General features: G+C 70.9%; 16 protein-coding genes. 9 read left to right on the plus strand and 7 right to left on the minus strand.

The features are described from left to right. Nucleotides 1-229: 229 nt before the first annotated feature. Complete coding sequence (locus ACFWU3_RS11330; RefSeq protein WP_384434572.1) at nt 230-982, plus strand: GntR family transcriptional regulator; 753 nt, start codon at nt 230-232, stop codon at nt 980-982. 97 nt (nt 983-1,079) lie between these two features. On the opposite strand, the gene dusB is transcribed toward ACFWU3_RS11330, so the two are convergent. Further along, the gene (gene dusB / locus ACFWU3_RS11335; RefSeq protein WP_384434575.1) at nt 1,080-2,237 is read right to left on the minus strand and encodes a tRNA dihydrouridine synthase DusB; all 1,158 of its coding nucleotides are present in this window, start codon (nt 2,235-2,237) and stop codon (nt 1,080-1,082) included. A 52-nt stretch (nt 2,238-2,289) separates the two neighbouring features. On the opposite strand from dusB, the gene ACFWU3_RS11340 reads away from it, so the two are divergent. Continuing rightward, nucleotides 2,290-3,717 (plus strand): MFS transporter, encoded by a 1,428-nt coding sequence (locus ACFWU3_RS11340; RefSeq protein WP_384434578.1) that lies wholly within the window; start codon nt 2,290-2,292, stop codon nt 3,715-3,717. Between the two features lie 632 nt (nt 3,718-4,349). Here ACFWU3_RS11340 and ACFWU3_RS11345 read toward each other — a convergent pair. After that, entirely contained in the window at nt 4,350-5,201 is an 852-nt protein-coding gene (locus tag ACFWU3_RS11345) for a helix-turn-helix transcriptional regulator (protein WP_384434581.1), read from the minus strand. Between the two features lie 101 nt (nt 5,202-5,302). On the opposite strand from ACFWU3_RS11345, the gene ACFWU3_RS11350 reads away from it, so the two are divergent. Then, nucleotides 5,303-6,739 carry an MFS transporter gene (locus ACFWU3_RS11350; protein ID WP_384434584.1) on the plus strand — a complete coding sequence of 479 codons (1,437 nt, stop codon included), beginning with the start codon at nt 5,303-5,305 and terminating at the stop codon, nt 6,737-6,739. 104 nt (nt 6,740-6,843) lie between these two features. On the opposite strand, the gene ACFWU3_RS11355 is transcribed toward ACFWU3_RS11350, so the two are convergent. Next, nucleotides 6,844-7,038: a DUF6243 family protein gene (locus ACFWU3_RS11355; protein ID WP_313946424.1), complete on the minus strand. Its 195-nt coding sequence runs from the start codon at nt 7,036-7,038 to the stop codon at nt 6,844-6,846. Nucleotides 7,039-7,390: 352 nt separating this feature from the next. Between ACFWU3_RS11355 and ACFWU3_RS11360 the strand changes: the two genes are divergently transcribed. Both ACFWU3_RS11360 and ACFWU3_RS11365 read left to right on the plus strand, forming a co-directional pair. Then, nucleotides 7,391-8,401, plus strand: coding sequence for an aldo/keto reductase (locus tag ACFWU3_RS11360; RefSeq protein WP_384434588.1), 1,011 nt, complete (start codon nt 7,391-7,393; stop codon nt 8,399-8,401). Between the two features lie 38 nt (nt 8,402-8,439). Then, nucleotides 8,440-9,027 carry a TetR family transcriptional regulator gene (locus tag ACFWU3_RS11365; protein ID WP_384434591.1) on the plus strand — a complete coding sequence of 196 codons (588 nt, stop codon included), beginning with the start codon at nt 8,440-8,442 and terminating at the stop codon, nt 9,025-9,027. 12 nt (nt 9,028-9,039) lie between these two features. Here the strand turns inward: ACFWU3_RS11365 and ACFWU3_RS11370 are convergent, their stop codons facing one another. Together ACFWU3_RS11370 and ACFWU3_RS11375 are read right to left on the minus strand one after the other, a co-directional pair. Continuing rightward, nucleotides 9,040-9,258, minus strand: coding sequence for a hypothetical protein (locus ACFWU3_RS11370; protein ID WP_384434594.1), 219 nt, complete (start codon nt 9,256-9,258; stop codon nt 9,040-9,042). A gap of 216 nt (nt 9,259-9,474) precedes the next feature. Beyond that, complete coding sequence (locus ACFWU3_RS11375; RefSeq protein WP_384434598.1) at nt 9,475-10,860, minus strand: glycine--tRNA ligase; 1,386 nt, start codon at nt 10,858-10,860, stop codon at nt 9,475-9,477. Between the two features lie 211 nt (nt 10,861-11,071). Between ACFWU3_RS11375 and ACFWU3_RS11380 the strand changes: the two genes are divergently transcribed. The 4 genes from ACFWU3_RS11380 to ACFWU3_RS11395 are packed head-to-tail and all read left to right on the plus strand — an operon-like array spanning nt 11,072 to nt 14,231. After that, a complete protein-coding gene (locus ACFWU3_RS11380; RefSeq protein ID WP_384434601.1) occupies nt 11,072-12,052 on the plus strand; it encodes a metal ABC transporter substrate-binding protein in 981 nt (326 codons plus the stop codon). A gap of 22 nt (nt 12,053-12,074) precedes the next feature. Continuing rightward, nucleotides 12,075-12,839, plus strand: a complete 765-nt coding sequence (locus ACFWU3_RS11385; protein WP_384434805.1) for a metal ABC transporter ATP-binding protein — start codon at nt 12,075-12,077, stop codon at nt 12,837-12,839. Between the two features lie 2 nt (nt 12,840-12,841). After that, the gene (locus tag ACFWU3_RS11390; protein ID WP_384434604.1) at nt 12,842-13,735 is read left to right on the plus strand and encodes a metal ABC transporter permease; all 894 of its coding nucleotides are present in this window, start codon (nt 12,842-12,844) and stop codon (nt 13,733-13,735) included. A 58-nt stretch (nt 13,736-13,793) separates the two neighbouring features. Next, a complete protein-coding gene (locus ACFWU3_RS11395) occupies nt 13,794-14,231 on the plus strand; it encodes a Fur family transcriptional regulator (protein WP_384434607.1) in 438 nt (145 codons plus the stop codon). 88 nt (nt 14,232-14,319) lie between these two features. Here the strand turns inward: ACFWU3_RS11395 and ACFWU3_RS11400 are convergent, their stop codons facing one another. Further along, nucleotides 14,320-15,165: an isoprenyl transferase gene (locus ACFWU3_RS11400; protein WP_313946415.1), complete on the minus strand. Its 846-nt coding sequence runs from the start codon at nt 15,163-15,165 to the stop codon at nt 14,320-14,322. Nucleotides 15,166-15,188: 23 nt separating this feature from the next. Continuing rightward, entirely contained in the window at nt 15,189-15,935 is a 747-nt protein-coding gene (gene recO, locus ACFWU3_RS11405) for a DNA repair protein RecO (RefSeq protein ID WP_384434611.1), read from the minus strand. Nucleotides 15,936-16,131 lie beyond the last annotated feature (196 nt).

The raw sequence follows: 16,131 nt of genomic DNA on the forward strand, positions 1-16,131 counted from the left end.
AACTTGTCTGAACAAGCTGAGCCCAGTTCGCCCGGATGACCTGTCCGGGCCATGAACGCCGCATGACCGTCGGGGATCGGGCGACGGAAGAGACGAAGCCACCTCACCAAAGGTCATGGTCGGTTGCAGCGCGTGGGTACTGCCGCGCCCGGACACGGTTAGGGTGAGGAGGGAAGCGGAACCCAGCGCAACCGACTGCGCACAGTTTCGGGGCACGGAGGACGTTCGCGTGGGCACGGCGCGTTATCTGGAGATCGCGGAGGCGCTGCGGGGATCGATCCTCGGCGGCGAGTATCCGGTCGGGGCCCAACTCCCCTCGGAGAGCGACCTCGCCGACCGCTGGTCCGCCTCGCGCGGCACCGTGCGCCAAGCCGTCGCCGTCCTTGCCTCCGAGGGGCTGATCGGATCACGCCAGGGTGCGCGCAGAATCGTGCTCCGGCACGAACGCCGCCACAGCTTCGCGGAGTTGAACAGCTTCGCCCAGTGGGCCGATTCCCAGGGCCACGAGGTCGCCAGCCGCATCCTGACCCGGGTGCGCCGGCCCGCCACACCCACGGAGGCCTCCCGGCTCTCGGTGCCGACGGGGTCCGCGATCCTCCATGTGCTGCGGCTGCGGCTGCTGGACGGCGAGCCCGCGATGCTGGAGCGCACCGCGTACGCGCCCTGGGTCGCGCCCGCCGTGGAGGAGCTGCCCGAGGACTGCTCGTCGATCATGAACAGCATCGCCGCGACGCACGACATCGTCGCCCACTACGGCGAGCACCTCATCGACGCGGTGTCCGCGGGCAGCGTCGACGCGCGGATGCTGCGGGTGCGCCGGGGCAGCCCGCTTCTGCGCCAGCGGCATGTGTCGTCCACGGCGACGGGCCGGGCCATCGAGTGGACGGACGACCGCTATGTGGCGGGCAGCGTGACGTTCAGCGTGAGCAACTCGTCGGACACGGCGCCGCTGTCGCGCCACGCGGGCCAACTGGACGGCTAGGACGGGCCGTTCACCGACTGCGAGGACCGGTCGCCCGACCTGCCGCCCGACCCGTCTTCCGGCCTTCCGCTCGGATCGGGCCGGACGGCCGCGGGCCTCAGCCGCCCGAGGTGTCCAGTTCCGCCTCCGCGCTGATTCCCGCGCAGTCGTAGGGGTCCTTGAGCCAGCCGTCCGGCAGGACGACCCGGTTGTTGCCCGACGTACGACCGCGCGGGCCGTCCGCACCCGCGGGCCACGCCTGGTCGAGGTCCAACTCGGCCAGCTGGGCGTCCAGTTCCGCCAGCGAGGAGGTGATCGCCAGCTTCTTGCGCATCTCGGAGCCGACCGCGAAGCCCTTGAGGTACCAGGCCACGTGCTTGCGGAAGTCGATGACTCCGCGCGTCTCGTCGCCGATCCACTCCCCCAGCAGCTCCGCGTGCCGCCGCATCACCGCGGCGACCTCGCGCAGGGTGGGTGTCGCATACGAGCCCGTGCCCTCGAAGGCCGCGACCAGGTCGCCGAAGAGCCAGGGCCGGCCCAGACAGCCGCGCCCCACGACGACGCCGTCGCAGCCCGTCTCGCGCACCATCCGCAGCGCGTCGTCCGCCGACCAGATGTCGCCGTTGCCGAGCACCGGGATCTCCGGGACGTGCTGCTTGAGGCGCGCGATCGCGTCCCAGTCCGCCGTACCGCCGTAGTGCTGCGCGGCGGTGCGGCCGTGCAGCGCGATCGCCGTCACGCCCTCGTCGACCGCGATCCGTCCGGCGTCGAGGAAGGTGATGTGGTCGTCGTCGATGCCCTTGCGCATCTTCATCGTCACGGGGAGGTCGCCGGCGCCCGTCACCGCCTCGTGCAGGATGGCGCGCAGCAGCGGCCGCTTGTAGGGCAGCGCGGAGCCGCCGCCCTTGCGGGTCACCTTGGGCACCGGGCAGCCGAAGTTGAGGTCGATGTGGTCGGCGAGGTCCTCGTCCACGATCATGCGGACGGCCTTGCCGACGGTGGCCGGATCCACGCCGTACAGCTGGATCGACCGCGGTGTCTCACTCGCGTCGAAGTGGATCAGCTGCATCGTCTTCTCGTTGCGCTCGACCAGCGCCCTCGTCGTGATCATCTCGCTCACGAAGAGTCCCTTGCCGCCGGAGAACTCCCGGCAGAGGGTCCGGAACGGAGCGTTCGTGATGCCGGCCATGGGCGCGAGCACGACCGGCGGCTGTACGGAGTACGGGCCGATCGAGAGCTTCGCGAGGGACGCGGGAGACGGGGCGAGCGTGGTCATTCGCCCATTGTCGCGCACACCCGGAGTCGTTAGTTAACCGTACTATCGACGTATGTCCGAGCTCACATCACGACGGCGGCTGCTCATCCTGGCGATCTGCTGCATGAGCCTGCTGATCGTCTCCCTCGACAACACGATCCTCAACGTGGCGCTGCCCTCCATCAGCAAGGAGCTGGACGCCTCCGTGGCCGGGATGCAGTGGACGATCGACGCGTACACGCTCGTCCTCGCGTCGCTGCTGATGCTCGCCGGTTCCACCGCCGACCGCATCGGCCGCCGCCGGGTCTTCAAGGCCGGACTCGTGATGTTCACCCTCGGCTCGCTGCTGTGCTCGATCGCCCCGAATCTCGAATCGCTGGTCGCGTTCCGCATGGTCCAGGCCGTCGGCGGCTCGATGCTCAACCCGGTCGCCATGTCGATCATCACCAACACCTTCACCGACGCCCGCGAACGCGCCCGCGCGATCGGTGTGTGGGGCGGAGTCGTCGGTATCTCCATGGCCGCGGGCCCGATCGTCGGCGGAGTGCTCGTGGACACCGTCGGCTGGCGTTCCATCTTCTGGGTCAATCTGCCGGTCGGTCTGATCGCCCTGCTACTGACCTGGCGTTACGTCCCGGAGTCCCGCGCGCCGAAGCCCCGCCGGGCCGACCCGGTCGGGCAGCTGCTCGTCATCACCCTCCTCGCCTCGCTCACCTACGCGATCATCGAGTCGAGCATCGTGTTCGCCGTGGTCGCCGCCGTCGCGCTGGCCGGGGTGCTGCTGTACGAGCCGAGGCGCCAGGAACCCCTCATCGACCTGCGCTTCTTCCGCAGCGCCCCGTTCAGCGGAGCCACGGTCGTCGCGGTCTGCGCGTTCGCCTCCCTGGCCGGGTTCCTGTTCATCAACACGCTGTACCTCCAGGAGGTCCGCGGTATGTCCGCCCTGCACGCGGGGCTGTACATGCTGCCGATGGCGGGGCTCACCCTCGTCTGCGCACCCCTGTCGGGGCGGCTGGTGGCGAGCCGGGGGCCACGCCTCCCGCTGGTGATCGCGGGGATCACGATGGCGGCGAGCGGGCTGCTGTTCGCCGCGTTCGAGGCGGAGACCTCGGAAGTGCTGCTCTTCGTGGGCTTCGTCCTGTTCGGACTCGGCTTCGGCATGGTGAACGCGCCGATCACCAACACCGCGGTCTCCGGGATGCCACGCGCCCAGGCGGGCGTGGCCGCCGCCGTCGCCTCGACCAGCCGTCAGATCGGCCAGACGCTCGGCGTCGCCGTGATCGGGGCCGTCCTGGCCGCGGGCGTCTCCACGGCGACGTACGCCACGGACTTCGTCCCTGCCAGCCGCCCGGCCTGGTGGATCCTCACGGGCTGCGGTGTGTGCGTGCTGGTGGTCGGGGTCCTGACGAGCGGCCCCTGGGCCCGCGAGACGGCCCGGAGGACGGCGGAACGACTGGGCGCGGCGGACCGGGAACCGGAGCGGTCGGTGGCGGACGTGTGAGGGGGTCTGCCGTGGCCGCGGGGGGATTGGTCGAGACCGGCGGGCCGGGGGGTCTGGTCGTGACCGGTGCCCGGCGGGGCGGGCGGGGGTCTGCGGATCACGGCCGGCCGACCCGTACTGCGGGCGCGGGACCCGGTCCGACAGTGCCGCGGGCGCGTGACCGACTGGGCGACTGACCAGCGCTGTTGGCACGGTCCTGCCTGACGTGAGCGCGGACGAAAGCCGGCCGTGACTGGCGCTGCGGGCACGGGACCCGCCCCGACGCCACGCACGCGGGACTGGGCCGTGCCGCGCTGCGGGCACGGCTCCGCCGGAACCGGCGCGCGGGCAGAGATCCGACCCGGACCGGCTGCCGGTGTCGCGGGCGTCCGGCGCGGTCGGAGAGGGGCGTGATCCGGAGAGCCGTGTGGGCCCGTGACAAGGCGCCCAACGGGCCCGGGACCGGCGGTCCGCCCGTTCGGCCCAGCCGGTCCCGAGGAGCATGCGGCGCCACGCATCCGGGCTCCGCACGCGCCATGCGTCCGGTGCGGCGCCGGCCACCTCCGAGCCCCGGAAACGAGCGGCGGAAACGGCCCGCCCGACCAGCGGCCGCACAGCCGCGCCCCCTGCCCCTCCGCCGCTCGGGCGACCTGTCAGACCCCCGCGGACGCCAGCGCCTGGAGCTTCTCCAGCCGTTCACGGGACACCGCGTCCAGCGGGACGTACGTCACCAGCCGGGGGCCCGCCTTGGGGCCCAGCCACAGGTTGTTGTGCTCCAGGTGCAGCAGACCCACGTGCGCGTTGTCGATGTGCTTCGTCTTGCCGCCCTGGCCGACCACCTCGTGCCGCGCCCACACCTCGCGGAACTCCCGCGACGACTCCAGCCGTGCCAGCAGCGCCTTCCACGCCGGTTCGGCCAGATGCTCCGCCATCGAGGCCCGGAACTTCGCCGCCATCATCCGGTTCGACGCCTCGAGGTCCACGACCGCCGACCGCCAGTCCTCGTTGGAGAAGGCCAGCACCATGCAGTTGCGGTCCTCCGGCGGCAGGGCGTCGAGATCGCACAGCAGCCGCCCGTAGGTGCGGTTGTGGGCGAGGATGTCGTACCGGCTGTTCTGGATGCACGCCGGAATCGGCTCCAACTGCTCCAGCATCAGCCGCAGCCCCGGCGTGACCGTGGGACAGGGCGTGCCCGGGGCCGGGTCGGCCGCGCCCGCCAGCGCGAACAGATGGCTGCGCTCGCTGGAGTCGAGCAGCAACGCCCGTGCGATCGCGTCGAGCACCTGGGGCGACACCTGGATGTCCCTCGCCTGCTCCAGCCACGTGTACCAGGTGACGCCCACGGCCGAGAGCTGGGCGACCTCCTCGCGGCGCAGCCCGGGAGTGCGCCGGCGACGCCCACGCGGCAGACCCACCTGCTCAGGGGTGATCCGCTCGCGACGGCTGCGCAGAAAGCCCGCGAGCTCGTGCCGTCGTACGTCGGACTCCTGCACCATCGTCGTCATACCCCCAGAGTGCCGAACGGCTCAGACCGTTGCCAGGTAGTGCTTGTACCAGGATAAAGACACTCTGGTACCAGGCTGCGCATCGGAGGATCTTCGGATGTGTGAGTGAGACACGTGTCCTTTCCCCCGTTTCCGCCCCCGCCACCGCCGGCGGCGGACCGGTGCTCGGCCCGCTCGGGCTGTTCACCCTTCTTCTCGGCGCGGCACTTCCGCTGATCGACTTCTTCATCGTCAATGTCGCCCTGCCGACCATCGACCACGACCTCGCCGCGGGTCCCGCCATGCTGGAACTGGTCGTCGCCGGCTACGGGCTCTCCTACGCCGTTCTGCTCGTCCTCGGCGGGCGGCTCGGCGACCAGTACGGGCGTCGCCGGCTCTTCCTCGCCGGGATGGCCGCCTTCGGACTGACCTCACTCGCCTGCGGGCTGGCCCCGGACGCCTGGACCCTCGTCGGCGCACGGGTGGCCCAGGGCGCGGCCGCCGCGCTGATGCTGCCGCAGGTGCTGGCCACGATCCAGGCGTCGACCTCCGGGCAGCGCAGGGCTCGGGCCATGAGCCTGTACGGGGCCACCGCCGGTCTCGCGATGGTGGCCGGACAGATCGTGGGCGGCGTGCTCGTCGCGGCCGACATCGCGGGCAGCGGCTGGCGGGCGATCTTCCTGGTGAACGTGCCGGTCGCGCTGGCCGGCCTCGTGCTGGCCACCCGCTCGGTCCCCGCCACCCGCTCGAAGGACCCGGCGCCCGTCGATCTGCCGGGCACCGTGCTGCTGACCGTCGCCCTGCTCGCGCTGCTGGCTCCGCTGACGGAGGGCCGGGCCGCCGGCTGGCCGCTGTGGACATGGCTCGCGCTCGGCGCGTTCCCGGTCGCGGCGGCGGTGTTCTGGTGGGTGGAACAGCGCTCGGACCGTCGCGGCCGCACTCCCCTGGTGCCGCCGAGCCTGTTCGCGCAGCCCTCCCTGCGCCGCGGGCTCGCGATGCTGCTGCCGTTCTCGGTCGGCTTCGGCGGCTTCATGTTCGTCATCGCGGTCGCGCTCCAGCAGGGCCTCGGCGCGGGCACGATCGCGTCCGGGCTGACGCTCGTGCCGATGGCCGTCGCCTTCTTCGTGGCGTCGCTCGCCGGGCCGCGGCTGGTGGTCCGGCACGGCACGCGGATCGTCACGGCCGGCGGCCTTCTCCAGGGTCTCGGTGTCGCGGTCCTCGCGCTGACCGTGTGGCACGAGTGGTCACACCTGGCGCTGTGGCAGCTGGCTCCCGGTCTCGCCCTCGCGGGCTTCGGCCAGGGACTCCAACTGCCCGTGCTCTTCCGCGTGGTGCTCTCCGACGTACCGAACGAGAAGGCGGGCGTGGGCAGCGGGGTGATGGTGACGACCCAGCAGTCCGCGCTGGCGCTGGGCGTGGCCACGCTGGGCTCGCTCTTCCTGTCGCTGACGGAGAGCTCGGGCGCCGGCCGGGCGCTGACGGTGACCCTGCTGGTGTGGCTGGGCGTGATCGCGCTGACCGCGCTGCTGAGCCTGCGACTGCCGCGCACGCTGACCTGAGCGGTGCGCCGGGGCCCGGGAGTGTGCCGGGCCCGGGGTACGCCGGGGCCGGACACGCCCGTGGGCCCGGACCGCCTGTGCGGTCCGGGCCCACGGTTGTGCGACTACTGGTTCTGCTCCTCCTGCGGAGCGTCGGTGCCCTCGGCACGCTCGCGCATCTTCCGCAGCAGTTCCGCCTTCTGCTCGGCGGCCGTCTGCCGGTCGGCGTTGCGCGTGGGTCCGTTGGCCTGCTGTTCGGCGCGGGACAGCTTGCGTCGCTGTCCGCCGACTCCGAGAAGGTTGTTCCGGCTCTTGGCCATGGGGTTCTCCCATTCGTGGTGAGAAGTGACTTCGGAAACGTCAGACGGGGGGCGGGTCGGGCCGCCGCCCTCTCACTCGTAGATCTGGAAGAACGAAGACATGGAGGAGACGGTACCGCCTGGCGAGAGGCCGGTCATCCGAATTCGGGGCAGCGCGGCCCACTGCGGCCGGACAGCGGCCCGCCGGACGACCGCCCGACCGCCCGACCGACCGACCCGCCGGCTCCGCGCCCGGCCGACCCGCCGGACAAGTATCGAATGACAGATATTGAAATCTGTCATTCGTCATGCCAAGGTGATGGTGTCAGCACGTGCGGCATCCGTGTCGTCACACACCCCTCAGGAGCCCCTCATGACCTCCACCCCCCGCCCCCTCGGCACCACAGGCCCGCTGGTCTCCCCGCTCGGCCTCGGCTGCATGGGCATGTCCGCGCTGTACGGCGCGGCCGACCGCGCCGAGTCCATCGCCACCGTCCACGCCGCCCTCGACGCCGGCATCACCCTGCTCGACACCGGCGACTTCTACGGCATGGGCCACAACGAACTGCTCGTCAACGAGGCCCTGCGCACCGCGCCTTCGGCCGCCCGTGAGAAGGCCCTCGTCAGCGTCAAGTTCGGCGCGCTGCGCGACGCCGACGGCGGCTGGTCGGGAGTCGACGGCCGGCCCGCCGCGGTGAAGAACTTCGCCGCGTACTCCCTCCAGCGCCTCGGCCGCGACCACATCGACATCTACCGGATCGCCCGCGTCGACCCCGACGTCCCGATCGAGGAGACCGTCGGCGCCATCGCCGAACTGATCGAGGCGGGCCATGTGCGCCACGTCGGCCTGTCCGAGGTCGGCGCCGCCACCGTCCGGCGGGCCGCGTCGGTGGCCCCGATCGCGGACCTCCAGATCGAGTACTCCCTGATCTCGCGCGGCATCGAGGACGAGATCCTGCCGACGACGCGGGAGCTGGGCATCGGCATCACCGCGTACGGCGTGCTCTCCCGCGGGCTGATCAGCGGCCACTTCTCGCGTGACCGCGAGCTGGCGCCCGGCGACTTCCGCGGCATGAGCCCGCGCTTCCAGGGCGACAACCTGCGGCACAACCTCGATCTGGTCGAGCAGCTGCGGAAGATCGCCGAACAGAAGGGCATCACGGTCGCGCAGACCGCGATCGCCTGGGTGCTCTCCCGCGGCGAGGACATCGTGCCGCTGGTCGGCGCCCGGCGCCGGGACCGGCTCACCGAAGCCCTCGGCGCGCTCGACGTCACGCTCGACGCCGGTGACCTGGCGGCCATCGAGGAGGCCGTCCCGGCCGGAGCGGCCGCCGGCGCGCGCTACCCCGAGTCGCAGATGGCCCACCTGGACAGCGAGCACTGAATCCGGCACCGGGGAACCGGCCGGGTACCGTCGACACCATGCCGACCAGCGAGACCCTGACGACCGAGCGCATCCTGGAAGCCACCGAGGATGTGCTGCGCCGCTACGGCCCGGCGAAGGCCACGGTCGTCGATGTCGCGCGGCTGCTGGGCGTGAGCCACGGCAGTGTGTACCGCCACTTCCGCACGAAGGCGGCGCTGCGGGAGGCCGTGACGGCGCGCTGGCTCGGCCGTACCGAGGACCTGCTCGCGGAGATCACCGAGGCCCCGGCGCCGTCGGCCGGGGAGAAGCTGCGGCACTGGCTGTCGGCGCTGTTCGAGGCCAAGCGCCACAAGGCCGGCGACGATCCCGAACTCTTCGCCACCTACAGCGCGCTGATCACCGAGACCAGCGACACGGTGGACCGGCATCTGGCGCTGCTGACCGGCCAGCTCACCCACATCGTCGAAGAGGGCGTGGCGGCGGGTGAGTTCAGGGCCGAGTCGCCCGCGTCGACCGCGCAGGCGGTGTTCGTCGCGACGGCCCGCTTCCACGATCCCGTGCACGCGCCGGAGTGGCGCAGGCCGGCCATCGAGGACGAATTCCGCGCGGTGTGCGACCTGTTGCTGCGGGGACTGCGTCCCTGACGTCCGCTCGGGTCAGGCCGGACGCGAGCCGGCGGAGGGGTCGACGGTTGCCTGATGGGCCTCGGCGAGGTGCTCCTCGGCCTTGAGCCAGGGCAGGAACTGCGCACCCTTGCGCCAGCCACAGGTGTCACAGGTGAGCATCCGCTGCATGCCCGATTTCGCTACGTGCACGACGTGTTCGCGGCCGTGCTGGTCCCATCTGCTGACCTTGCTGGTGGTCGTGGACGGCATGGTGTCCTCTCCCGGATGACGAGTGCGCCCCAGTGTGCAGTACGGACAACATCAACAGGGGACCGATGTCGCTCTGTTGCCCCGTACGTCGGCAACCAGGCGCCCGTGCGCCACCTTTCGGCCGGTCGGAGCCGTACGGACACGGACACGGCCGCGCACACACGAAGGCCGGCCGGGCATGCGGCCCGCCCGGCCTTCGGTGATCCGACGGGTACGTCAGCAGCCGAGGAGACGGGCGCCGAGGTAGGACTGGATCTGGTCGAGGGAGACACGTTCCTGCGTCATCGTGTCCCGCTCGCGCACGGTGACCGCGTTGTCGTCGAGGGTGTCGAAGTCGACGGTGACGCAGAACGGGGTGCCGATCTCGTCCTGACGGCGGTAGCGGCGGCCGATGGCACCGGCGTCGTCGAACTCGATGTTCCAGTTCTTGCGCAGGTCCGCGGCGAGGCCCTTGGCCTTCGGCGACAGCTGCGGGTTGCGGGAGAGCGGCAGGACGGCGACCTTGACCGGCGCGAGGCGCGGGTCGAGGCGCATCACGGTGCGCTTCTCCATGACGCCCTTGGCGTTCGGGGCCTCGTCCTCGTTGTACGCGTCCAGCAGGAACGCCAGCATCGCGCGGCCGACACCGGCCGCGGGCTCGATGACGTACGGGGTCCAGCGCTCGCCGGCCTCCTGGTCGAAGTACGACAGGTCGTGGCCGGACGCCTTGGAGTGCGCCGAGAGGTCGAAGTCCGTGCGGTTGGCGACGCCCTCGAGCTCGCCCCACTCGCTGCCGCCGAAGCTGAAGCGGTACTCGATGTCCGCGGTGCGCTTGGAGTAGTGGGAGAGCTTCTCCTGCGGGTGCTCGAACCAGCGCATGTTCTCCTCACGGAGACCCAGGTCGCGGTACCAGTTCCAGCGCTGCTCCATCCAGTATTCCTGCCACTGCTCGTCCTCGCCGGGCTTGACGAAGAACTCCATCTCCATCTGCTCGAACTCGCGGGTGCGGAAGATGAAGTTGCCCGGAGTGATCTCGTTCCGGAACGACTTGCCCATCTGCGCGATGCCGAACGGCGGCTTCTTGCGCGACGTCTGCTGCACCTGGCCGAAGTTGGTGAAGATGCCCTGGGCGGTCTCGGGACGCAGGTACGCGACCGAGCCCGAGTCCTGGGTCGGGCCGAGGTGCGTGGAGAGCAGGCCGGAGAACTGCTTGGGGTCGGTGAAGGTGCCCTTGTTGCCGCAGTTGGGGCAGTTGAGGTCGGCGAGACCGTTCTCCGGGGCCCGGCCGTTGTGCTTCTCCTCGTACGCCTCGATGAGGTGGTCGGCGCGGTAGCGCTTGTGACAGGAGGTGCACTCGGTCAGCGGGTCGGTGAAGGTGGCGACGTGACCGGAGGCCTCCCAGACCTCGGGGGCCAGGATCACCGACGAGTCGATTCCGACGACGTCCTCGCGCGAGGTGACCATGTAGCGCCACCACTGGCGCTTGATGTTCTCCTTCAGCTCGACGCCCAGCGGCCCGTAGTCCCAGGCGGCTCGCTGGCCGCCGTAGATCTCGCTGCACGGGTAGACGAAGCCACGGCGCTTGCTGAGGCTGACGATGGTGTCGATCTTGTCGGCGGCCACGGTGCTCTCTTCATTAACGACGACGAATGTATGGGGGGTGAGGCGCGGAGCGCTTCGTTGGGGGGTGGCGGTCGGGAGACGGGCGGGCGAATGCTTCAGGTTACCGGCGGGCGCACCCCTGCAATCAAATCGGTAGGGGTACTTACCGGCCCGAGGGCCTGCTCAACAGCTTTGTTGACAATCGTTTCCACTTTTGTTGAAAATGACAGTCATGAACGTACGCCGCCTGATACCCACCACCGTCGCCGCCGGAGCCGTCGCTCTCGGCCTCATGGCCGTGTCCGCCTGCTCGACGTCCGGTGCCGCCGACGGCAAGGACGGCGACGGCAGGCTCAAGGTGGTGGCGTCGTTCTACCCCATGCAGTACCTGGCGGAGCAGATCGGCGGCAGCCATGTCGCCGTCTCCACGCTCACGCGGCCGGGCGTCGAGCCGCACGACCTGGAACTCAAGCCCCGCCAGACCGCCGAACTGGGCGAAGCCGGTTACATCCTCTACCTCAAGGGCATCCAGCCCGCCGTCGACAAGGCCATCGACGAGTCCGAGGCGAAGAACAAGGTCGACGCCGCCACCCTGACCGAGCTGGAGCACCACGGCACCGAGGGCGGCCACAGCCACGCGGGCGACGAGGCGGCCCACGACGAGCACGCCCACGAGGCGGAGGGCGAGGCGGGCGCCGACCCCCACATCTGGCTCGACCCCGTGAAGTACGCCGAGGTCGCCAAGGGCGTCGGTGCCTCCCTGGAGAAGGCCGACCCCGACAACGCCGCGGACTACCGGAAGAACACCACCGCGCTCGTCACCAAGCTCGACGGCCTGAACACCGCCTTCGAGCAGGGCCTGAAGAACACCACGACGAAGACCTTCATCACCACGCACTCGGCCTTCGGCTACCTCGCCGAGCGCTACGGCCTGGACCAGGAGGGCATCGCCGGCCTCGACCCCGAGTCCGAGCCGAGCCCGGCCCGCGTCAAGGAGCTCCAGACCCTGGCGAAGAAGGAGAAGGTCAGCACCGTCTTCTTCGAGACGCTCGCCAGCGACAGGACCGCGAAGACCCTCGCCGGCGACACCGGGCTGAAGACGGCCGTCCTCGACCCGCTCGAGGGAATCACCGAGAGGTCCCAGGGCGATGACTACATCGGCGTGATGCAGTCCAACCTCGCCGCGCTGCAGAAGGCTCTCGGCGCGAAGTGACCCACCCATCCCCATCGGAGGCATCGTGAGCGAGCCCGTCATATCCCTCCGCGGGGCCCAGGCCTCGCTCGGCTCGCGCCCCGTGCTGCGCGGTGTCGACCTCGCCGTGGAGCGCGGTGAGGTCGTCGCCCTGCTCGGCGCGAACGGCTCGGGCAAGTCGACAGCCGTACGCAGCGTGATCGGCCAGGTGCCGCTCACGAGCGGCACGATCACACTGTTCGGCACCGAGCTGCGCCGATTCCGCCATTGGTCGCGCATCGGCTATGTGCCGCAGCGCACCACGGCGGCGAGCGGTGTACCCGCGACCGTCCGCGAGGTCGTCTCCTCGGGCCGGCTCTCCCGCGCGCGTCTCGGTCTGCTCTCGCGGACCGACCGCGCGGCCGTGGACCGGGCCATCGAGCTGGTCGGCCTCACCGACCGGGCCAGGGACTCCGTGAACGCCCTGTCCGGCGGACAGCACCAGCGGGTGCTCATCGCCCGCGCGCTCGCCTGCGAGCCCGAGCTGCTGATCATGGACGAGCCCATGGCGGGCGTGGACCTGGTCAGCCAGGAGATCCTCGCCGGGACGCTGCGCGAGCAGGTGGCGGCGGGCACGACCGTCCTGCTCGTGCTGCACGAACTGGGCGCGCTGGAGCCGCTCATCGACCGCGCGGTGGTGCTGCGGGACGGCTGCGTCGTCCACGACGGACCGCCGCCCCAGGCCGTGGGCCAGCACGCACTGCCCGGCCACGACCACGTACATCCGCACGCGGCCGACGAGCCGCTCCGCACGGGACTGCTGACCTGATCATGGAAATCCTCGAGACCGCCTTCATGCAGCGGGCGCTCATCGCGGCCGTACTGGTCGGCATCACCGCGCCCGCCGTCGGCATCTATCTGGTGCAGCGGCGGCAGGCGCTGCTGGGCGACGGCATCGGCCATGTGGCGATGACCGGCGTCGGCCTCGGCTTCCTGCTGTCCACCAACCCGGTGTGGATGGCGACGGCCGTCTCCGTGGTCGGCGCGATCGCGATGGAGCTGATCAGGGCGTACGGACGCACCCGCGGCGACATCGCGCTGGCGATGCTCTTCTACGGCGGCATGGCGGGCGGCGTCCTGCTGATCAACATCTCGGACACCGGCTCGACGGCCAATCTGAGCTCGTTCCTGTTCGGCTCGCTCTCGACGGTGTCCGACGAGGACCTCACGGCGATCTGTGTGCTCGCCGCGTTCGTGGTGCTCGTCTCGCTGGGCCTGCGGCGCCAGTTGTTCGCGGTCAGCCAGGACGAGGAGTTCGCCCGGGTGACCGGGCTGCCGGTGCGGGCGCTGAACCTGCTGATCGCGGTCACCGCGGCGGTCACGGTCTCGGTGGCGATGCGCGTGGTGGGCCTTCTGCTGGTCAGCGCGCTGATGGTGGTGCCGGTGGCGGCAGCGCAGCAGATCTCGCGCTCGTTCCGTGCGACGTTCGCCCTCGCGGTCGGGATCGGTGTCGCCGTCGCGCTGGCCGGGACGACCACGTCCTACTACCAGGACGTCCCGCCGGGAGCGACGATCGTCCTGCTCGCCATCGCGGTCTTCATCACGCTGACCGTGCTGGCAACCCCCCTGGCCAGACGGCGTGCCCGCGCGGCCGAGGCGGCCTCGGCGGAGTGCACCGCGGACATGCCCGGCAGCCGCCGCCCGGGCGACGACGTCAAGGTCTGACCGCGGGCCTGGCAGAATTGGGCCCGACAGCATGTGCGGGCGAAGCGAGGAGGCACCTGTGGTGACGGCGCCAACGGGCGGAAACCCCGCCCCAGTGCGAGGCCGGTCGACCCGGCAGCGTGCCGCGGTGGCGGCGGCGCTCGACGAGGTGGACGAGTTCCGCAGCGCGCAGGAGCTTCACGACATGCTCAAGCACCGCGGCGATTCCGTCGGTCTGACCACGGTCTACCGCACCCTTCAGTCGCTGGCGGACGCCGGCGAGGTGGATGTCCTGCGCACCAGCGACGGCGAGTCCGTCTACCGGCGCTGCTCGACGGACGACCACCACCATCACCTGGTGTGCCGGGTGTGCGGCAAGGCGGTCGAGGTCGAGGGTCCCGCGGTCGAGCAGTGGGCCGAGACGATCGCCGCACAGCACGGCTATGTGAACGTGGCCCACACCGTCGAGATCTTCGGCACCTGCGCGGAGTGCGCGAGCGCCGCGGCGCAGACCTGACCCGACAACGGCGCGCCCCGGACCGGGGCGCGCCGTGTGGCAAGCGCCGCGACCGCGAAGAGCGCGACGCCGCCACATCCCCGGCCGGTCACGCAGTCGTGCCCTCGGGGCGGCCGCGCATCGCTTCCAGTTCCTCGTTCGGGATGGCACCGCCGAAGCGGCGGTCCCGCTGGGCGTACTCCAGGCAGGCACGCCACAGGTCACGCCGGTCGAAGTCGGGCCACAGCACGTCCTGGAAGACCATCTCGGCGTAACTGCTCTGCCAGATCAGGTAGTTCGAGGTGCGCTGCTCGCCGCTCGGACGCAGGAACAGGTCCACGTCCGGCATGTCCGGGTAGTACAGGTACTTCTGGAACGTCTTCTCGTTCACCTTCGACGGGTCCAGCTTCCCCGCCGCCACATCGCGCGCGATGCCCTGCGCGGCGTCCGCGAGCTCGGCCCGGCCGCCGTAGTTCACACAGAAGTAGAGCGTCATCGCGTCGTTGTCCTTGGTCTGCTCCTGGGCGATCTGGAGCTCCTGGACGACCGACTTCCACATCTTCGGCATCCGGCCGACCCAGCGGATACGGATACCGAGCTCGTCCATCTCGTCACGGCGGCGGCGGATGACGTCACGGTTGAAGTTCATGAGGAAGCGCACCTCGTCGGGCGAGCGCTTCCAGTTCTCGGTGGAGAAGGCGTAGAGGGAGAGGTTCTTCACTCCCATCTCCAGACAGCCCTTGAGCACGTCGAGCACGACGGCCTCGCCGACCTTGTGGCCCTCGGTGCGGGGCAGGCCGCGCTCCTTGGCCCAGCGGCCGTTGCCGTCCATCACGCAGGCCACATGGCCCGGCACCAGCTCGCCCGGGATCTTCGGCGGGCGGGCGCCGGAGGGGTGCGGCTCGGGGACCTTGTACTCGCGGCGGGACCGGCCCAGGATTCCGCGTCGTGCCATGCGGCTCACATCTCCTATTTCTGCTACTTCTCGACGTACCGGAGGGAGCGCAGTCCGCGCTCCAAGTGCCAGTGCAGGTACGCGGACACCAGTCCGCTGCCCTCCCTGACGTGGCGCGCCTCGCACGCGTCCGCCGTGGGCCAGTCGCCGGTCAGCAGCGCGCTGAGCAGTGCGATGGCCTCCGCAGAGGGTACGACGCTGCCGGGCACCCGGCAGTCGCCGCATATGACGCCGCCCGCGGCCACGGAGAAGAAGCGGTTCGGCCCGTGGAGGCCGCACTTCGCGCAGTCGTCGAAGCTGGGCGCGTAGCCGTTGACGGCGAGGGAGCGCAGCAGGAAGGCGTCGAGGATCAGGTGGGGGGCGTGCTCGCCGCGCGCGAGGGTGCGCAGCCCGCCGACGAGGAGGAGGTACTGCTGGACGGCCGGCTCGCCCTCGTGGTCGGTGAACCGCTCGGCGGTCTCGAGCATGGCGGTGCCGGCCGTGTAACGGGCGTAGTCGGAGACGATGCCGCCGCCGTAGGGGGCGATGGTCTCGCTCTGGGTGCACAGCGGCAGCCCGCGCCCGATGAGCTCGCTGCCGCGGGCGAAGAACTGCACGTCGACGTGCGAGAAGGGTTCGAGCCGCGCGCCGAACTTCGACTTGGTCCGCCGAACCCCGCGGGCGACGGCCCGCACGCGCCCGTGCCCCCGCGTGAGCAACGTGATGATGCGGTCGGCCTCGCCCAGCTTCTGGGTGCGCAGGACGACACCGTCGTCACGGAACAGACTCACCGCACACCCCCACCCGCCCACGACCGGGGGCCCGGGGGTGGCCCCCCGGATGAGCACAGCATGACGCGGTCGGCCTCGCCCAGCTTCTGGGTGCGCAGCACGACACCGTCGTCACGGAACAGACTCACCGCACACCCCCACCCGCCCACGACCGGGGGCCCGGGGGTGGCCCCCCGGATGAGCACAGCATGACGCG

This window comes from Streptomyces sp. NPDC058685, from assembly GCF_042714725.1.
GTDB lineage: Bacteria > Actinomycetota > Actinomycetes > Streptomycetales > Streptomycetaceae > Streptomyces.